Consider the following 16,504-nt stretch of genomic DNA (forward strand, 5'->3'; position numbering starts at 1 on the left):
CGAGGGGTCGTCTCGATTATAGGGAGCCCGCGGGAGCGCTCCGCACGCTCGTCGTTCGTCCGCGCGGACGGATACGGTGGGAGGATGCAACCCCCTCCCGGTCCCCTCGTGGACTCCCGGCGGCTCGTGGCCGCCTCCGGGCCCGCGGTCTTCCAGCGCGGCCAGGAGTACTTCCGCGCCGGGCGCGTCCGCTCGGTGCGGTGGTCCCCGGGCGCCCAGGGGGCGGGCAGCCTCTCCGCCGAGGTCGAGGGCTCGGGGTCCGTGTACTCCGTGTCCGTGCGCGTGGGCACCGGCGGCGCGCCCGGGCCGGCGTGGTGCAGCTGCCCCGCCGGCGGGTTCTGCAAGCACGCCGTCGCCACGGTCCTGCGGCACAACTTCGAGGCCGCGGTCCGCGCCCACCGGCCGGGCGGCAGCGCGGCGCCCCGCCCCGCCGAGGAGACCCGGTCCCGCCCCGCCGGGGGGACCCCGCTCCGGGCCCGGGAGGGGTCCACGGACTGGAAGGACGCGCTCGCCGAGATCCTGGGCGGCGCGGGCCCGTCCGGTCCGCCCCCGGAGGACCCGGCGGGAGTGGCGCTGGAGCTCGACCTGCGCCGGGAGCCCTACCGCTACGTGCACGGCACGGGCCGGGCGGGCTCCCCGTGGCACCTCTACGCCCGGCCGGTGCGCAGGGGCCGCCGGGGCCAGTGGATCAAGGGCGGGCTGGACTGGGAGACCGTCACCGGGGAGACCGTCACCGGGGAGCCCGCCGCCGGGTCGCTCAGCCCCGGGCAGTCGGACTGGTTCGACGAGCTGCGGGCGCTGAGCGCCACCCGCTCCCCCTACGTGGTGCACGACCGGCACTGGATCCGGCTGGACTCCTACGCCTCGCCGCTGCTGTGGGGGATCCTCGCCCGGGCGGAGGACGCCGGGATCTCGCTGGTCGGCCGGGAGCACGGGCTGCCCGTGACGGTCGAGGAGCCGGGGCGGTTCCACGTGGACGTCGTCCGCGGCCCCGGCGAGGACCTCGAGCTGCGGCCCACCGTGGACACCGGCGGCCGCCGGATCGCGCTGGACACCGCCCGGATCATCGGCGATCCCGGGCACGGGCTCTTCCACCCGGACGGCGACCCGCAGGACGTCGCCGGCACCGAGGACCTCAACGTCTTCCCGCTGCGCCTCGTGCCGCTGGCCACCCGGCTCACCCGGGAGCAGCGGCGGTTCCTGGACACGGCGGGCGGCCTGACGATCCCGGAGGACGAGGTCGAGGAGTTCTTCGACCGCTACTTCCCCCGGCTGCACCGCAGCATGGACGTCGACAACGGGGACGGCTCGATCGAGCTGCCGCAGGTCGCCGACCCGGAGCTCGTGCTCACCCTGGAGCACCAGGAGCTGACGATCCGCGTCCGGTGGGAGTGGGAGTACCAGAAGGGCCGGGACCGGGTCCTGCTGCCCTTCCGCCCCGTGGACCCCCTCGCCGACGAGCCCGTGCACCGCGAGTCCTCCTGGGAGACCGCGGTCACCGCCGCGGTGCGGCACCGCGCCCCGGGCGTGGACTTCCGCCGCTCGAGCTACGTCGCGGGGGACGCCCTGGTCCTGGTGCGGGAGTGGCTGCCCGCCCTGGAGAAGGTCCAGGACCTGCGGATCGAGCACACCGGCGGGCGCCCGGCCTACCAGCAGATCGCCGATCCGCCCACCATCACCGTCAGCACCGCCGCCACGGAGCGCCGCGACTGGTTCGACCTCGGGGTCACGATCAAGGTGGGCGAGTTCTACATCTCCTTCGCCGACGTCTTCCGCGCCCTGGACCTCGGCCAGGACGTGATGCTGGCCCCGGACGGTTCGTGGTTCTCCCTGGACCGGCCCGAGTTCGACCGGCTGCGCGAGCTGATCGCCGAGGCCCGCTCCCTGCAGGAGACGACCGAGGGCCCGCTCCGGATCCACCGCCACCAGGCCGGGCTGTGGGAGGAGTTCGAGGACCTCGCGGCGGAGACGGACCAGGCGGAGGCCTGGCGGGCGGGGGTGCGCTCCCTGCTCGAGCTCGACACCGTCGGGGCGCCCCCCGTGCCCGCGTCGTTGCACGCCGAGCTGCGCCCGTACCAGCGCGACGGCTACTCGTGGCTGAGCGTGCTGTGGGACCATGGGCTCGGCGGGGTCCTCGCCGACGACATGGGCCTGGGCAAGACGGTCCAGGCGATTGCCCTGATCTGCCGCGCCGTCGAGCGCGACCCGGACCTCCCGCCGTTCCTGGTGGTGGCGCCCACCTCCGTGGTGCCCAACTGGGTCGCGGAGATCCACCGCTTCGCCCCGTCCCTGACGGCCGTGGGCGTGTCCGACACCCAGGCCAAGGCGGGGACCGCGCTCGCGGACACGGCCGCCGGCGCCCACGTGGTCGTCACGTCCTACACCCTGCTGCGCCTGGACGAGACCGCCTACCGCGGGCTGGCGTGGGCGGGCGTGCTCCTGGACGAGGCGCAGTTCGTGAAGAACCCCCGGACCAAGGCGCACCGGGCCGTCAAGGAGCTCGACGCCCCGTTCAAGCTCGCGATCACGGGCACCCCCCTGGAGAACAGCCTGGTCGAGCTGTGGGCGCTGCTGTCCCTGACCGCGCCGGGACTGTTCCCGTCGCGGCGGAAGTTCACGGAGACCTACCAGCGCCCCATCGAGCGCGGGGAGGACCCCGCCGCGCTGGCCCGCCTGCGCCGGCGCGTGAAGCCGCTGATGCTCCGGCGCACCAAGGAGTCCGTGGACCTCGACCTGCCGCCCAAGCTCGAGCAGACCATCGAGGTGGAGCTCTCCCCGGCCCACCGCCGGCTCTACGACACCCGCCTGCAGCGCGAGCGGCAGAAGGTCCTGGGTCTGCTGCGGGACCTGGACCGCAACCGCTTCACGATCTTCCAGTCGCTGACCACGCTGCGCCTGCTCAGCCTCGACGCGTCCCTGGTGGACCCGGATGCTGAGGTCTCCTCGAGCAAGCTGGACCTGCTCTTCGAGCACCTGCCCGAGATCGTCGCGGAGGGGCACCGGCCGCTGGTGTTCAGCCAGTTCACGAGCTTCCTCAAGAAGGCCGCGGCCCGCCTGGACGAGCTCGGCATCCCCTACGCCTACCTCGACGGCTCGACGAGGGACCGCGCGCGGGTGCTCGAGCGGTTCACCTCGGGCGAGGCACCCGTGTTCCTGGTGAGCCTCAAGGCGGGCGGTTTCGGGCTGAACCTCACCCAGGCCGACTACTGCTTCCTCCTGGACCCGTGGTGGAACCCCGCCACGGAGGAGCAGGCCGTGGACCGCACCCACCGCATCGGCCAGCAGAAGAAGGTCATGGTCTACCGTCTCGTCGCCCGGGACACCATCGAGGAGAAGGTCATGGCGCTCAAGGAGCGCAAGGCCAAGCTGTTCACGGCCGTGCTGGACGACGACCGGATGTTCTCCAGCGCGCTCACGGCCGAGGACATCCAGGGACTGTTGGCGCCCTGACCTGCGGTTTCGTCCATCGGTTGCCCTCTCGTCATCCGCCGGTCACAATCGTCCGGGGCAGACGGGAAGCCCCGGCCACGGATTAGGATCGACAGTGCGCGCCCGCATCCCACGGGGCGCCCCGCCCGGCCTCCCCGTCCGGGCACCCGACGACCGACCGACCGGAGGACCCTCCATGCCGTACGCCGTGGCGGGCCTCGCAGCGTTCGTGCAACGCTACGGCCCCCTGCTCCGCGCCATGGCCGACCGCGGCATGACGCGCGGCCAGGTGCGGGTGCGCTTCCAGCTGCTGTTCCCGGAGGCGTCGACCGCCCTGCTGGACGCGGCGATCGCCGAGCTGGGTCAGCGCTTCGCGCATGAGGCCGCCACCCCCGAGATCAACGACGGCGCCGCCGCCGCCGGCGTGTGGCTGGTCATGGCGCAGCACCTCGGACTGAGCCCCGCCCCCGACTACGCGGCGCTGAACCTCAGCACCGACGTCGTCCGCGACGTCACCGCGCTGCTCGCGACCTCCGACCCCGACGGCGCCACCACCCGGCGGGCCCTGGGCCTCATCGGCGCGGCCCAGCAGCACTGCACCCAGGAGGGCACCACGTGCCCGCCGCTCAGCGCGCACGGCTACGAGCTGTCCCGGCTGAGCCTGTGCACGGAGACGAACTTCCTGTGCACCATCGCCCACTACTGGCCCCTGTCCGAGCGCGCCGTGTCCCGGCGCCTGGGCGAGGGCCACTGGGACCTCGCGCTCGAGCGGACCGGCCTGCGCGCGAGCGCCGAGCCCACCCCCGAGCACGTCTTCACGGAGGACGAGTACACCGCGGCGGTGACGGCCTTCCTCTCCCACTGCCGCAGCGCCGGCCACCACCCCACCACCGCGCGCTACGGCCGGTGGGTCGTCGAGCAGGAGGCCGCCAGCGCGCGCCGGCCCTACTTCGACGGCGTCCGGAGGTTCTTCGGCTCCTGGGAGGAGGCCATGCGCTTCGCCTCGGTCCGCCAGCCGGCCGGGGAGCCGATCGGCGAGGGCTTCTCGGACACACGGACCTGGTCGGACCTGGCCACGCCCGAGGCCCAGGAGATGCTCGGCCGCGCGGGCATCGGCGTGGTCGGCGCCGGCACCACCGTCGAGGTCGTCGACGAGGACGTGTGGGAGGACCTGCGGCGGCTCGTCGCCACCGTGCTGGCCCGGCTGCCCTGGAACGACTTCCTCGTGCTCGAGTACGAGCGCTACGACAAGCGCTCGGAAGCGCCGGTCGCCTGGGCCGGCGTGGGCCCCCACGGCGTGGAGTGCGCCGTGGTCTCGGGGGGCCAGCTGACCCACGCGGCCTGGCCCGTGGACGCCACGTTCTTCCACGAGGACGAGTGGAACGAGCCCACGGCGTGGAACCAGCCGTGGACCACGGAACCGCTCGGCTTCTCGGAGGCGGCGCAGAAGCTCGTCGAGGGCCTGCGCTTCGGCTGGGGCTGCTCCGACCCCTACCGGTTCCACTGGGGCGTGGGCTCCTTCCCCGCGGAGACGCGGGAGGAGAGCTCCGTGATCTCCACCGAGAGCCGGCGGTGGCACGCCCCGGCCAGCACGGACAGCGTCGACTCCTGAGCGCCTGCCGCCACCGCGCGGCTTCGGTGCACCGAAATCACGGGTCGGGCCCCCCGGTCTACACTCGTCGGGAAGCGAAGGGGAGTAGTTCCCGGGTGCTGTGCACCCGTCGGTCTGTCGCCATCCCGGTCCCGACGTGGAGCCCCGGCAGCCCACCCGCACCCGCGGGCGAACGAGACCTTCCGGACTGATCCCCACCCCTGTCGGACCCCACGCGCCGTGCTGCGCGCCGGGCCCGAGGAAGGCCCCATGAGCCCCGAACCCGTTGCCGCCTCCCCCGATTCCGGGGAGCACCCCCTCCACCGGCCGCCGGAGCGCAGCCAGATCCGCCGATGGCGCAAGTACCTCGCGGAGGAGCGGGCCGAGGCCCGGATCTACCGTCTCCTGGCCGCCCGCAGCTCCGGGCGCGAGGCGGAGATCCTGCACCGGGTGGCGGAGGCCGAGCATCGCCACGCCGAGCACTGGGTGCGGCTGCTGGGCCCGCACGCCGCGACCGGTGCCCGCCCGTCCCTGTACTCCCGGCTGCTGATCCTCCTCGCCGCCCACTTCGGCTCCGTGTTCGTCCTGGCCCTGCTCCAGCGCGCCGAGAGCCGCTCGCCCTACGACGAGGACCAGGACGCGTCCGACGCCATGGCCGCGGACGAGGCGGTGCACGAGGAGATCGTCCGGGCGCTGGCCACCGAGGGCCGGCACAAGCTCTCCGGGAACTTCCGGGCGGCCGTCTTCGGCGCCAACGACGGCCTGGTCTCCAACCTGGCACTGGTCATGGGCGTGGGCGCCACCGGCACCTCCCCCGCGATGGTGCTCTTCGCCGGGGTCGCCGGCCTGTTCGCGGGCGCCCTGTCCATGGGCGCCGGGGAGTTCGTCTCCGTGCGGTCCCAGCGGGAGCTGCTCGACGCCTCGCAGCCCACCCAGGTCACCTTGCACGTCGCCCCGAACCTGGACCTGGACACCAACGAGCTCGTGCTGATCTACCGCGCACGGGGCATGAGCGAGGAGGCCGCCGAGCACCGGGCCGCGGAGCGGCTGGGCTTCTTCGACTGCGACTGCGACCCGTCCCGCTCCTTCCAGGACCCGGCCGAGGACGAGCCCGAGCAGCGGGAGCACGTGGCGCTGGGCACCGACCTCGGGGCCGCGGGCTCCAGCTTCTGCTTCTTCGCCTCGGGTGCCGTGATCCCGATCCTGCCGTACCTGGTGGGCCTGACCGGCTTCACCGCGATGGCCCTGGCACTCGTGCTGGTCGGCCTCGCCCTGCTGGTGACCGGCGGGCTGGTGGGCCTGCTCTCCGGGGCGTCCCCGTGGAAGCGGGGACTCCGCCAGCTGGCCATCGGCTACGGCGCGGCCCTGGCCACCTACGGGCTCGGACTGGTGTTCAACACGACCGTGGCCTGAGACACGCCGTTCCCTGTCCCCATTTAGGCGGACGCCGGGCCGCGGTGCCGCCTCGCTCCTCGTCGGGGACCGTGCGCGGAGGTACTGGTCAGACCTGATTTCCCGGCGGTGCACGGCCTCCGGGACCCGTGCACCGGCACCGGCACGACCCCGCGGCGGGGGCCCCACCGGGCCTTCCTGACAATTTCCTGGGGAAAGCTGGTGCGGAGAGGGCACCGGGTCGGATAAAGTTGCGATCGTGGTGGAAACCACAGCAATGGGGGAAATTGCACGGGTCGGACCGATTCGGACGCACTGGGGGGTGCACCGTCTGCGGCACCCGTGTTCTGAAAGCCGCTCAGCCCACGGCTCTCCTCTGTTGAGGCGTGCAACGCCTGCCGATGGCCGCGGGTCCTCCGAGTGAGGCGCATCTCTCCCCGCGCCGGGCGGACTCCTACCGCCCGTTCCCGCGGCCATCGGTCTACACCGCACCGGCTCGGCACCGGACCCCGTGGCACGGACCCCGACGTCCCGCCGCCTCGGCCGGGCGGGCTAGGATCGTAGGGCCGCGCCGGACGTCGTCCACGCCCGACCGCGCGGCCCACCACCTGCCCAGCGCCGAGGAGCCCTCCCATGCCCGACCAGGTCCCGGGGACCGTCGAACACGTCCTGACCGTCCACTGCCCCGAGGCCCACGGGCTCGTCAGCGCCATCACGTCGAACCTCACGCAGCAGGGCTGCGACATCTTCGACGTGAAGCACTTCTCCGACCGCTTCACCGACGAGTTCTTCATCCGCTGCCACACCGTCAGCGAGGCCGGCGCGGCCACCGTCGAGTCCCTGACCGAGGGCTTCGCGCCCGTGGCGGAGCAGCACGACATGGACTTCCGCCTGGTCTCCATGGAGCACCGGACGCGGGTGCTCGTGATGGTCTCCCGGTTCTCCCACTGCCTCACCGATCTGCTGCACCGCACCCGGATCGGCGAGCTGCCCATCGAGATCGTGGCCGTGGTCTCCAACCACCTCGACCACAAGAGCCTCGTCGAGTGGCACGACGTCCCGTTCCACCACGTGCCCGTCACCGCGCAGACGAAGCCGCAGGCGGAGGCGAAGCTGCTCGAGCTGGTCGACCGCTACGACGCCGAGCTCGTGGTGCTGGCCCGCTACATGCAGGTCCTCTCGGACGAGCTGACCCGTGAGCTGTCGGGGCGGTGCATCAACATCCACCACTCGTTCCTGCCGTCCTTCAAGGGCGCCAAGCCCTACCACCAGGCCTACGCCCGCGGCGTGAAGATGGTGGGCGCCACGGCCCACTACGTCACCTCGGACCTGGACGAGGGCCCGATCATCGCCCAGCGCGTCATCCCCGTGGACCACGCGCACACGCCCGACGACCTCGTGGCGGTCGGCCGCGACGCCGAGATGCAGGCCCTCTCCCGCGCCGTGAGGTGGCACGCCGAGGGCCGCGTGGTGCTCTCCGGCAACCGCACCATCGTCCTGGTCTGACGTCCCGGCCGGGCGCCGGCCCGCCGGTGCGCGGCTCCGGCGCCGGCGGCTCCTACCGGGTCGTCCCGGCGGGCTCCACGGCCACCCGCACCGGGACACCGGTGCGCAGGGACTCCTGGGCGGCGTCGGCCACCCGCGCGGCGGCCACGGCGTCCTCGGGCGGACACGGATTGGGCCGGCGTCCGAGGACCAGTTCGACGAAGGCGATCATCTCGGCCCGGTAGGCCGGGGCGAAGCGCTCGGCGAAGGTCCGGTGCGGGGTGCCGGAGGGGAAGTCCACCCCGGGCTCGGCCGAGCGCACGGCGGTCCTCTCGTCCAGTCCGACCGTCAGGGACGACTCCGAGCCCTGGATCTCCAGGCGCACGTCGTGGCCGGCGCCGTTGTAGCGGCTCGCCGAGACGGTGCCCACGGTGCCGTCGTCGAAGGTGACCACGGCCAGGGCCGTGTCCACGTCCCCGACCGCGCCGATGGCGGGATCACCGTTGTTGGAGCCCCGGGCGTAGACCTCCACGATCTCGCGGCCGGTCAGCCAGCGCAGGACGTCGAAGTCGTGCACCGAGCAGTCGCGGAACAGCCCGCCGGACGCGGCGAGGAACTCCACCGGCGGCGGGGCCATGTCGCAGGTGACGGCGCGCAGGGAGTGGATCCAGCCCAGCTCCCCGGCCTCGAGAGCCGCCCGGGCCCGCAGGTAGCCGGCGTCGAAGCGTCGCTGGTGGCCGATCTGCACGGTCCCGCCCCGGGACCGGATGTGCTCCAGCACCGGCAGGGAGTCGGCCACGTCCAGGGCCACGGGCTTCTCGCAGAACACCGGGACGCCCGCGTCCACGCCCGCCCGGATGAGCTCCGGGTGCGTCGCGGTCCCCGTGGCGACGACCAGCCCGTCCACCCCGGACGCGAGCAGCTCCGCCACGGAGGGCACGAACCGGGCCCCCAGCCGCTCCGCCACCGCCCGGGCGTGCACGGCCGCGACGTCGGTCAGCACCAGCTGCACGTCGATTCCCCGGGGGTGCAGCTCCTCGTTGAGGGCCACGAGGTTCTCGGCGTGCATCACGCCGATCCGCCCGACCCCGACCAGGCCGAGGGTGAGGTGCTCCATGGTGCTCCTTGCGTAGGACACGGGCCGGATCCTGCCCGCACGACATGGTGGTGGGAGGCGGTCCCGTGCGCCGGCGCGCTCCGGGCGCCGGCTCGCTCAGTCCTGGCGGGGCGGGGCCGGGCTCTCGGCCATGTCCGCCTGGACCTGCTGCAGCTGGGAGGTGTGCCCGCCGAGCTGCTCGAGCTCGTGGGTGAGCTCCTCCAGCTCCGCGCCACCGGCCATCTGGGCGGTGAGATCTCCCAGCAGGATGTCCTGCTTCTCGTAGTAGCCGATGGACTTGCCGCGCTTGAGCAGCAGGAACCGGTCCCCCACCGGGTACGCGTGGTGCGGGTTGTGGGTGATGAACACCACGCCCAGACCGCGCTCCTTGGCCTGGAGGATGTAGCGCAGCACCACCCCGGACTGCTTCACGCCCAGGGCCGCGGTGGGCTCGTCGAGGATCAGCACCTTCGCCCCGAAGTGCACGGCCCGGGCGATGGCCACGCACTGGCGCTCACCGCCGGACAGCGTCCCGATGGGCTGGTCCACGTCGCGCAGGTCGATGCCCATGTCCGCGAGTTCCTGCTTGGTGATCTCCTTCATCTTCGCCACGTCCAGGCGCTTGAACGGGCCGAACCCGGTGGTGAGCTCGGAGCCGAGGAAGAAGTTGCGCCACACCGGCATCAGCGGGACCACGGCCAGGTCCTGGTACACGGTGGCGATGCCGGCGTCGAGGGCCTGGCGGGGGGAGCTGAAGGTGGTCTCCTGTCCGTTGACCCGCAGGGTCCCGTCGGTGTGCTGGTGGAGTCCGGCGATGATCTTGATCAAAGTGGACTTCCCGGCCCCGTTGTCGCCCAGGACGCAGGTGACCCTGCCGGCGTCGACGGTCATGGTGACCTCGCGCAGGGCGATGATGTTGCCGTAGCGCTTGCCGACGTTCTCCAGCTCCACCAGTGAGGCGGGGCCGTCGCCGGCAGCGGCGGGGTGGGCGCCGGCAGTGGTGTGCGGTTGCGTGGTCATGTCGGTCACCTATTTCCTCTCGACGCGCTTGCGCACGTACATGTTCACGATGGTGGCCAGCAGCAGCATCAGGCCCAGGAAGAACTTGAACCAGTCCGGGTTCCACTCGGCGTAGACGATCCCGCGGGAGGCGATCCCGAAGATCAGCGCGCCCAGGGCCCCGCCGATCGCGGAGCCGAAGCCACCGGTGAGCAGGCACCCGCCGATCACCGCGCCGATGATGTAGAGGAACTCGTTGCCCACGCCCTCCCCGGACTGCACGGAGTCGAAGGCGAAGAGGTTGTGCATGCCCAGCAACCAGCCGCACAGGCCCACGCCCATGAACAGCCCGATCTTGGTGCGCGCCACCGGCACGCCCACGGCGCGGGCGGCGTTCTCGTCCCCGCCCACGGCGAAGATCCAGTTGCCGATCTTGGTCTTGAGCAGGATGAACGTGGCGACGGCGACCAGGGCGATCCAGTAGAACACCGTGATCCGCACATCCACCCCGGCGATGGTCACCGAGGAGGCGAAGATCGCCTTGGCGGAGGCGAACCCGTCCATGGTGCTGATCGACGGGGAGGACACCGAGCCGCCGATCAGCCGGGTCAGGGCCAGGTTCAGGCCGGTGAGCATCAGGAACGTGGACAGGGTCACGATGAAGGACGGCAGCTTGGTGCGCATCAGCAGCCAGCCGTTGATCAGCCCGATCGCCAGGGAGGTCAGCAGGGCCACGCCCACCCCGACCCAGACGTTGACGCCGAAGAACCAGCTGAACATCGAGGCGGCCAGCGCGGAGGTGATCACCGCGACCCCGGTGGAGAGGTCGAACTCCCCGCCGATCATCAGCAGCGACACCCCGACCACCATGATCCCGATGGTCGAGGCCCCGTAGAGCACGGTGGAGATGGACTGGGCCTGGGTGATCGAGGGGGCGGCGATCGCGAAGAACAGCGCCACCACGATCGCCCCGACCAGGGCCCCGATCTCGGGGCGGGCCAGGAAGGTGCCCAGCAGGCCCTTGGTCTGGATCCGCTCGTCGGCCGGGGCCGCGGCGGTGGGCGTGGACGGAGCCCCGGAGGAGCCACGGTCCGGCGCGGGTGCGGCGGCCGGTGTGCGAGTGGAGGACATGGTCTTCTTCTCCTGGTTCGCGGGCCCGCTCAGCGGATGCCCTCGTTGGCGTATTCGAGGACGTCCTCGGCGTTCGACGAGTCCACGACGGCGGGACCGGTGAGCGTCGGCTGGCCGCCGCCGATCTTGAAGGCCCCGCGGTGGTTCTGCCACAGCGAGTCCACGGACATGTAGCCCTGCAGCCACGGCTGCTGGTCGATGGTGAACAGCACGTCGCCGTCGACGATCGCCTGCGCGAGATCGCCGTTCATGTCGAAGGACGCGACGGTTGCGTCGCTGCCAGCCGACTCCTTGGCCTCGAGCAGGGTCATCGTGTACGGCGCCCCCAGCCCGATGATCGAGTCGGCCTCCGCCGAGGTCTGCAGCTTGGCCGTGGCGGTGGAGGACACCTGGGTCATGTCGGTGCCCTGCACGTAGAGGATCTCCGTCTCCGGCAGCGCCTCCTTGACGCCGGCGCACCGGGCCTCGAGGCCCACGTGGCCCTGCTCCTGGATGACGCAGATCGGGTGCTGCAGTCCTTCCTCCTTGAGCCGTTCCCCGGCGGTCTCACCGGCCAGCTGCTCGTCGGACCCGAAGTGCGCGAAGGCGCCGAGCTCCTCGAACTCGTTCTCGCCCGCGTTGAGGGTCACCACCGGGATCCCGGCCTCCTCCGCCCGCTGCAGCACGTCGCGCAGGGCGTCGGGCTTGGCGAGGGTCACGGCGATCCCGTCGACGTCCTGGTCGATGTACTGCTGCACGAGCTGGGCCTGGCGCCCACCCTCGGGATCGGAGGCGTAGAGGAACTCCACGTTGTCCTTCGCCGAGGCCTCCTCCGCGCCCGCGCGGATCCGGTCCCAGAACGTGTCGCCGGGAGCCGCGTGCGTGATCATGGCGATCTTGATCTGCTCGGTCTGGGCCACCTGGCCGCCACCGCCCTCGCCCGCGGCCGTGGTCTCCCGGCCGCCCTCGGACGAGCAGCCGGCGAGCACCAGGGCCGGGGCGAGCAGTGCGGCGGCCGCCAGGAGACGTCGGGGCGCCCCCGGCCGCGGGGTCTCGGGGGAAACGCGTCGTGCAGTCATGGGAGTTCTCCTCGTGTCGCTGCGGGACCGCGCGCCTCCAGGCGCCGCCTCGGCCGTCCGCTTGGGGATCATCCTGGGTGACCCGGATCACAGATGTCAATAGAATGTATGGACATATTTACATCTCTGCGTTCACAATTGAGGAAGTCGGCGGTCCCGCCCGCTCGGTTCCACCCCTTGGAGGTCCACCATGTCCGGCCCACTCCGTCTCACGGTCGACAAGACCTCCCCCGTGCCCCTCTACCACCAGGTGGCGCAGGGGCTCGAGGACGCGATCCGCAGCGGTGAGCTGCCCCCGGGAACCAAGCTGGACAACGAGATCGACCTCGCCAACCGGCTCAACCTGTCCCGCCCCACCATGCGCAAGGCCATGGACCAGCTCGTCCGTGCCGGCCTGCTGGTGCGCAAGCGCGGCGTGGGCACCCAGGTGGTGGGCAGCCAGGTCCGCCGCTCGCTGGAGCTGACCAGTCTGCACGAGGACCTCCAGCGCAGCGGAGGCAGTCCCAGCACGGACGTGCTGGACTTCGCACGGGTCCCCGCCGACGACGAGGTGGCGCTGCTGCTCGGCATCGCGCCGGGCGACGAGGTCTACCACCTGATGCGCCTGCGCGGCACGGACGGCGAGCCGCTGGCCCTCATGGAGAACTGGATTCCCTGCTCGCTGTGCGAGCTCACGCGCGAGCAGCTCGAGCAGGAGGGGCTGTACTCCCTGATGCGCGGCCAGGGCGTCAACTTCCAGCTGGCCCACCAGCAGGTGGGCGCGGTGTCGGCCGACGCGTTCCAGGCGGAGCAGCTGGGCGTCGAGCCGGGTGCCGCGCTGGTCAGCATGCACCGCACCGCCATGGACGACCTCGGCCGGCAGGTGGAGACGGGCCGGCACGTGTACCGGGCCGACAAGTACACCATCGAGCTCACCCTCGTCCAGCGCTGAGCACAGGACCACCCCGACCCGAGACCACCGTACGACGACGACACCGGAAGGCACACCGATCCCATGCACACCGACAGCTCCCGCCCCGAATGGGTCCACCCCAAGGACTCGGCCGCCCAGGACGGCTGGTTCGTCTCGCTCGGCGGCCACGACTCCGCCACCGAGGTCCCCGGCTGGGCCCACACGGGGCTGCGCGTGGCCGACCTGGGCCCGGGCGAGCGGATCACCCTGGACGCCGCCGAGGAGGAGCGCATCGTGGTGCCCCTCGCGGGCAGCTTCACGGCCGAGGCGAATGGTGAGAGCTACGACCTCGCCGGCCGCCCGTCCGTCTTCGCCGGCCCCACCGACGTCCTCTACACCGGGATCCGCCGAGACCTGACCGTGTCCACCGCGACCGGCGGCCGGGTGGCTGTGGCGTCGGCGCCGGCTCGCGCTGAGCACCCGACGCGGCTCGTGAGCCGCGACGAGATCCCGGTGGAGCTGCGCGGGGCGGGCAGCTGCTCCCGGCAGGTGCACAACTTCGGCACGCCCGCCGCGCTCGAGGCCGACCGGTTCATCGTGTGCGAGGTGCTCACCCCCGCCGGCAACTGGTCCTCCTACCCCCCGCACAAGCACGACGAGGAGAAGGACGGGGAGACGGCGCTGGAGGAGATCTACTACTTCGAGACGCAGCTCGCCGAGGGCATGCCCGCCCCGGAGTCCGGCGGCACCGATCCCATGGGCTACCAGCGGGTCTACGCCTCGGACGACCGCCCCATCGACGTCAGTGCCGAGGTGCGCTCGGGCGACGTCGTCCTGGTGCCCTACGGCTGGCACGGCCCGGCCATGGCGACCCCCGGCTACGACATGTACTACCTCAACGTCATGGCCGGCCCCGGCCGGGTGCGCGAGTGGCTGATCAGCGACGACCCGCACCACGGCTGGATCCGCCGGACCTGGGACGAGTCGGCCGTCGACCCGCGGCTGCCCTTCGGCCGCTGAGCACCCTCGACACCGCCCGTGCGGAAGGGCCCGCCCCGAGGGGACGGGCCCTTCCGCACAGGCGGACGGTTCAGCGCAGCGCGCCGACGGACGCGGCGGCGTCCTTCAGGACGCCCGCGGCGATCTCGAGGCCCTCGATGCGGCCCAGGGAGACGTCCTCGTGCTCGATATTGACGGCCATGTCCGGGTCCACCTCGTGCAGGGCGGCGAGGAACTCGGCCCAGTACGCGGTGTCGTGGCCGCGGCCCAGGGCCACGAAGTCCCACGCGGAGTCCTTGGGCCACCCGTTGGCCCACTCGTCGCCGCCGAGGTTGGTGCGGTCCTCCTCGGACGAGAGGCGGCGGAAGCTGTTGTCCAGCACACCGTAGAGCGCGGCGTTCTCCTGGTTGATCCGCACGTCCTTCGCGGCCGCGTGGAAGATCAGCGGGCCGAGTTCGCGGACCACGGCGACCGGGTCCATCTGCTGCCAGAAAAGGTGCGACGCGTCGAGCTCGACACCCACGTGCGTGGCGCCGGTCAGGTCGATGAGCCTGCGGACATCGGCGGTGTTGAACACGACGTTCTGCGGGTGCAGCTCCAGCGCCACCTTGACGCCGTGATCGGCGGCCAGGCGGTCGGTCTCCCTCCAGAAGTCCGCCACGATCCCCCACTGGTAGTCCAGCACGTCCAGGGAGGCGGAGTTCCAGGCGTTGACGATCCAGTTGGGCACGGTGGCCCCGGGCTCCCCGCCGGGCAGCCCGGACATGGTGACCACCCGGTCCTGGCCCAGGCGGTGTGCCAGCCGGATGGAGCGGCGGATGTCCTCGGCGTGCCTCTCGCCGATTCCCCGCTTGGGGTGCAGCGGATTGCCGTTGCAGTTCAGACCGGCGATCGAGACACCGGTGCCCTCGAAGACGCCCAAGTAGTCGTCGCGGGCCGCGTCGCTGACCAGGATCTGGTCCATGTCCGGGACGTGGACGGCCGGGAGGAATCCACCCGTATTGATCTCGATGCCGGTCAGGCCGAGATCGGCGATGACCTTCAGCGCGTCGGGGAGTGGGCGGTCGTGCAGGATCGCGTTGTAGACGCCGAGCTTCACAGGGTGACCTTCTTTCCGTGGTCGGTGGCCGACTCCACAGCGGCCGCCAGGATCTCCATGTTGTGCACGCCCTCCGCGAAGGACGCGTTGCGCGGCAGCGAGACGGACTCGTCGAGGCCGGCGACCTCCTCGAGGAAGGCGCGGGCCTGGTAGCCGAAGGCGTCGTTCTGGCCGAAGCCGACGCCGGGGGCGTCCATGGCCAGTCCCTGCGAGAGGTAGGCGTGGCCGGGGCCGAGGTTGACGGTGCGGTAGCCGTTGGTGGCCTCGGACCCGTCGGTGAGGAAGAGCTCGATCTCTGCCGGGCACAGCTGGTTGAACCGCGCCGCGCCCTTCTCGCAGAACACCTCGAAGGTCAGGGTGTTGGGGTGCCCAGCGGCCACCCGGGAGACCTCGAGGCTGCCGGCGCCGGAGGCGAACTCCGCCGAGAACGCGGCGTAGTCGTCGTTCTCCACCGACTCGCATGCATCGCTGACCTCGACCAGGTGGTGCCCGGTCACCGCGCCCAGGGGCAGGGGGCGTTCGGTGATCGTGGTGGCCAGCTGTCCGCCGGACACGGAGGCGATGTCGCCGCAGAGGAACTCCGCGACGTAGGACAGGTGACTGCCGACATCGGCCAGGGCCCCGGAGCCGGGACCGCCCTGGTACCGCCAGCTCATCGGGGCCTTCGGGTTGAACCCGTAGTCGGTCCAGTAGCGGCCGCTGAAGTGCAGGACCCTCCCCAGGGTGCCGTCCTGGATGAGGTCGCGGATGGCGGCGATGCCGGGGGTACGGCGGAAGGTGAAGCCGATGCGGGCGATGGACTCGGCCTGCTCGGCGGCCCGGGCCATGGCCCGGGCGTCCTCGAGGGTGTCGCTGAGCGGCTTCTCGCACAGGACGTGCTTGCCGGCCTCCAGCAGGCCCTCGACCACCCGGCGGTGGAAGCGGTTGGCGATCACGACGCTGACCACGTCGATCTCCGGATCCTCCGCGATCGCCTCCCAGGACCCCACGGCCTTCTCGTAGCCGTAGCGGCGGGCGACGTGACCACCCAGTGTCTCGTTGACGTCGCCGATGGCGACGTGGCGCAGCGGGGGCAGGACGGGGTCGTAGAGCGTGGGGGCCACACGGTAGGCCGCCGCGTGGGCCTGTCCGGCCATGCCGGCGCCGATGACGGCGATGCCGATGCTGTCGGTCATGTCTGTCTCCTGGAATGACGACGAGTGGGGAAGGGAGGATCGAGAACGAAGTGCGACCGCCGAGTCGACCACTGTGGTGCCGATTCCGATTGGAGCGCTCCAACGAGCGTAAGATCTTCCGCGGACCGGGTCAAGAGATTTGTCAGGACAAATTTGGG

Annotated in this window: 12 protein-coding genes; 6 read left to right on the forward strand and 6 right to left on the reverse strand. The window is 71.8% G+C overall.

Annotated elements, in window-relative coordinates:
* Nucleotides 1–84 precede the first annotated feature (84 nt).
* The 4 genes from RE027_RS09880 (at nucleotide 85) to purU (ending at nucleotide 7,918) form a co-directional block, all read left to right on the forward strand.
* A complete protein-coding gene (locus tag RE027_RS09880) occupies nucleotides 85–3,450 on the forward strand; it encodes a DEAD/DEAH box helicase (RefSeq protein WP_368808085.1) in 3,366 nt (1,121 codons plus the stop codon).
* 175 nt (nucleotides 3,451–3,625) lie between these two features.
* Nucleotides 3,626–5,041, forward strand: coding sequence for a TY-Chap domain-containing protein (locus RE027_RS09885; RefSeq protein ID WP_368808086.1), 1,416 nt, complete (start codon nucleotides 3,626–3,628; stop codon nucleotides 5,039–5,041).
* A gap of 249 nt (nucleotides 5,042–5,290) precedes the next feature.
* Nucleotides 5,291–6,433 carry a VIT1/CCC1 transporter family protein gene (locus tag RE027_RS09890; protein ID WP_368808087.1) on the forward strand — a complete coding sequence of 381 codons (1,143 nt, stop codon included), beginning with the start codon at nucleotides 5,291–5,293 and terminating at the stop codon, nucleotides 6,431–6,433.
* A gap of 612 nt (nucleotides 6,434–7,045) precedes the next feature.
* On the forward strand, nucleotides 7,046–7,918 hold the full coding sequence (gene purU, locus RE027_RS09895; protein ID WP_368808088.1) for a formyltetrahydrofolate deformylase: 873 nt from the start codon (nucleotides 7,046–7,048) through the stop codon (nucleotides 7,916–7,918).
* Nucleotides 7,919–7,970: 52 nt separating this feature from the next.
* On the opposite strand, the gene RE027_RS09900 is transcribed toward purU, so the two are convergent.
* From RE027_RS09900 to RE027_RS09915, 4 genes are all read right to left on the reverse strand, one after another.
* A complete protein-coding gene (locus RE027_RS09900) occupies nucleotides 7,971–9,014 on the reverse strand; it encodes a Gfo/Idh/MocA family oxidoreductase (protein WP_368808089.1) in 1,044 nt (347 codons plus the stop codon).
* A 96-nt stretch (nucleotides 9,015–9,110) separates the two neighbouring features.
* Nucleotides 9,111–10,013 carry an ATP-binding cassette domain-containing protein gene (locus RE027_RS09905; RefSeq protein WP_368808090.1) on the reverse strand — a complete coding sequence of 301 codons (903 nt, stop codon included), beginning with the start codon at nucleotides 10,011–10,013 and terminating at the stop codon, nucleotides 9,111–9,113.
* A 9-nt stretch (nucleotides 10,014–10,022) separates the two neighbouring features.
* Nucleotides 10,023–11,123, reverse strand: a complete 1,101-nt coding sequence (locus RE027_RS09910) for an ABC transporter permease (protein ID WP_368808091.1) — start codon at nucleotides 11,121–11,123, stop codon at nucleotides 10,023–10,025.
* A 29-nt stretch (nucleotides 11,124–11,152) separates the two neighbouring features.
* Nucleotides 11,153–12,181: a substrate-binding domain-containing protein gene (locus RE027_RS09915; protein WP_368808092.1), complete on the reverse strand. Its 1,029-nt coding sequence runs from the start codon at nucleotides 12,179–12,181 to the stop codon at nucleotides 11,153–11,155.
* Between the two features lie 190 nt (nucleotides 12,182–12,371).
* Between RE027_RS09915 and RE027_RS09920 the strand changes: the two genes are divergently transcribed.
* Together RE027_RS09920 and iolB are read left to right on the forward strand one after the other, a co-directional pair.
* Nucleotides 12,372–13,112 (forward strand): GntR family transcriptional regulator, encoded by a 741-nt coding sequence (locus RE027_RS09920; protein ID WP_368808093.1) that lies wholly within the window; start codon nucleotides 12,372–12,374, stop codon nucleotides 13,110–13,112.
* Nucleotides 13,113–13,175: 63 nt separating this feature from the next.
* A complete protein-coding gene (gene iolB, locus RE027_RS09925; RefSeq protein ID WP_368808094.1) occupies nucleotides 13,176–14,093 on the forward strand; it encodes a 5-deoxy-glucuronate isomerase in 918 nt (305 codons plus the stop codon).
* A 70-nt stretch (nucleotides 14,094–14,163) separates the two neighbouring features.
* Here the strand turns inward: iolB and RE027_RS09930 are convergent, their stop codons facing one another.
* A complete protein-coding gene (locus RE027_RS09930; RefSeq protein WP_368808095.1) occupies nucleotides 14,164–15,171 on the reverse strand; it encodes a sugar phosphate isomerase/epimerase family protein in 1,008 nt (335 codons plus the stop codon).
* Nucleotides 15,168–16,346, reverse strand: coding sequence for a Gfo/Idh/MocA family protein (locus RE027_RS09935; RefSeq protein WP_368808096.1), 1,179 nt, complete (start codon nucleotides 16,344–16,346; stop codon nucleotides 15,168–15,170). The genes RE027_RS09930 and RE027_RS09935 overlap by 4 nt, the downstream gene beginning before the upstream one ends.
* Nucleotides 16,347–16,504 lie beyond the last annotated feature (158 nt).

Source organism: Kocuria sabuli (genome assembly GCF_040981185.1).
Taxonomy (GTDB): Bacteria; Actinomycetota; Actinomycetes; order Actinomycetales; family Micrococcaceae; genus Kocuria; species Kocuria sabuli.

What these genes read in the sequence shown, in the direction of transcription:
- RE027_RS09880 (WP_368808085.1), top strand. Translation starts at nt 85, where the DNA reads ATGCAACCCCCTCCCGGTCCCCTCGTGGACTCCCGGCGGCTCGTGGCC.
- RE027_RS09885 (WP_368808086.1), top strand. Translation starts at nt 3,626, where the DNA reads ATGCCGTACGCCGTGGCGGGCCTCGCAGCGTTCGTGCAACGCTACGGC.
- RE027_RS09890 (WP_368808087.1), top strand. Translation starts at nt 5,291, where the DNA reads ATGAGCCCCGAACCCGTTGCCGCCTCCCCCGATTCCGGGGAGCACCCC.
- purU (WP_368808088.1), top strand. Translation starts at nt 7,046, where the DNA reads ATGCCCGACCAGGTCCCGGGGACCGTCGAACACGTCCTGACCGTCCAC.
- RE027_RS09900 (WP_368808089.1), bottom strand. Translation starts at nt 9,014, where the DNA reads ATGGAGCACCTCACCCTCGGCCTGGTCGGGGTCGGGCGGATCGGCGTG.
- RE027_RS09905 (WP_368808090.1), bottom strand. Translation starts at nt 10,013, where the DNA reads ATGACCACGCAACCGCACACCACTGCCGGCGCCCACCCCGCCGCTGCC.
- RE027_RS09910 (WP_368808091.1), bottom strand. Translation starts at nt 11,123, where the DNA reads ATGTCCTCCACTCGCACACCGGCCGCCGCACCCGCGCCGGACCGTGGC.
- RE027_RS09915 (WP_368808092.1), bottom strand. Translation starts at nt 12,181, where the DNA reads ATGACTGCACGACGCGTTTCCCCCGAGACCCCGCGGCCGGGGGCGCCC.
- RE027_RS09920 (WP_368808093.1), top strand. Translation starts at nt 12,372, where the DNA reads ATGTCCGGCCCACTCCGTCTCACGGTCGACAAGACCTCCCCCGTGCCC.
- iolB (WP_368808094.1), top strand. Translation starts at nt 13,176, where the DNA reads ATGCACACCGACAGCTCCCGCCCCGAATGGGTCCACCCCAAGGACTCG.
- RE027_RS09935 (WP_368808096.1), bottom strand. Translation starts at nt 16,346, where the DNA reads ATGACCGACAGCATCGGCATCGCCGTCATCGGCGCCGGCATGGCCGGA.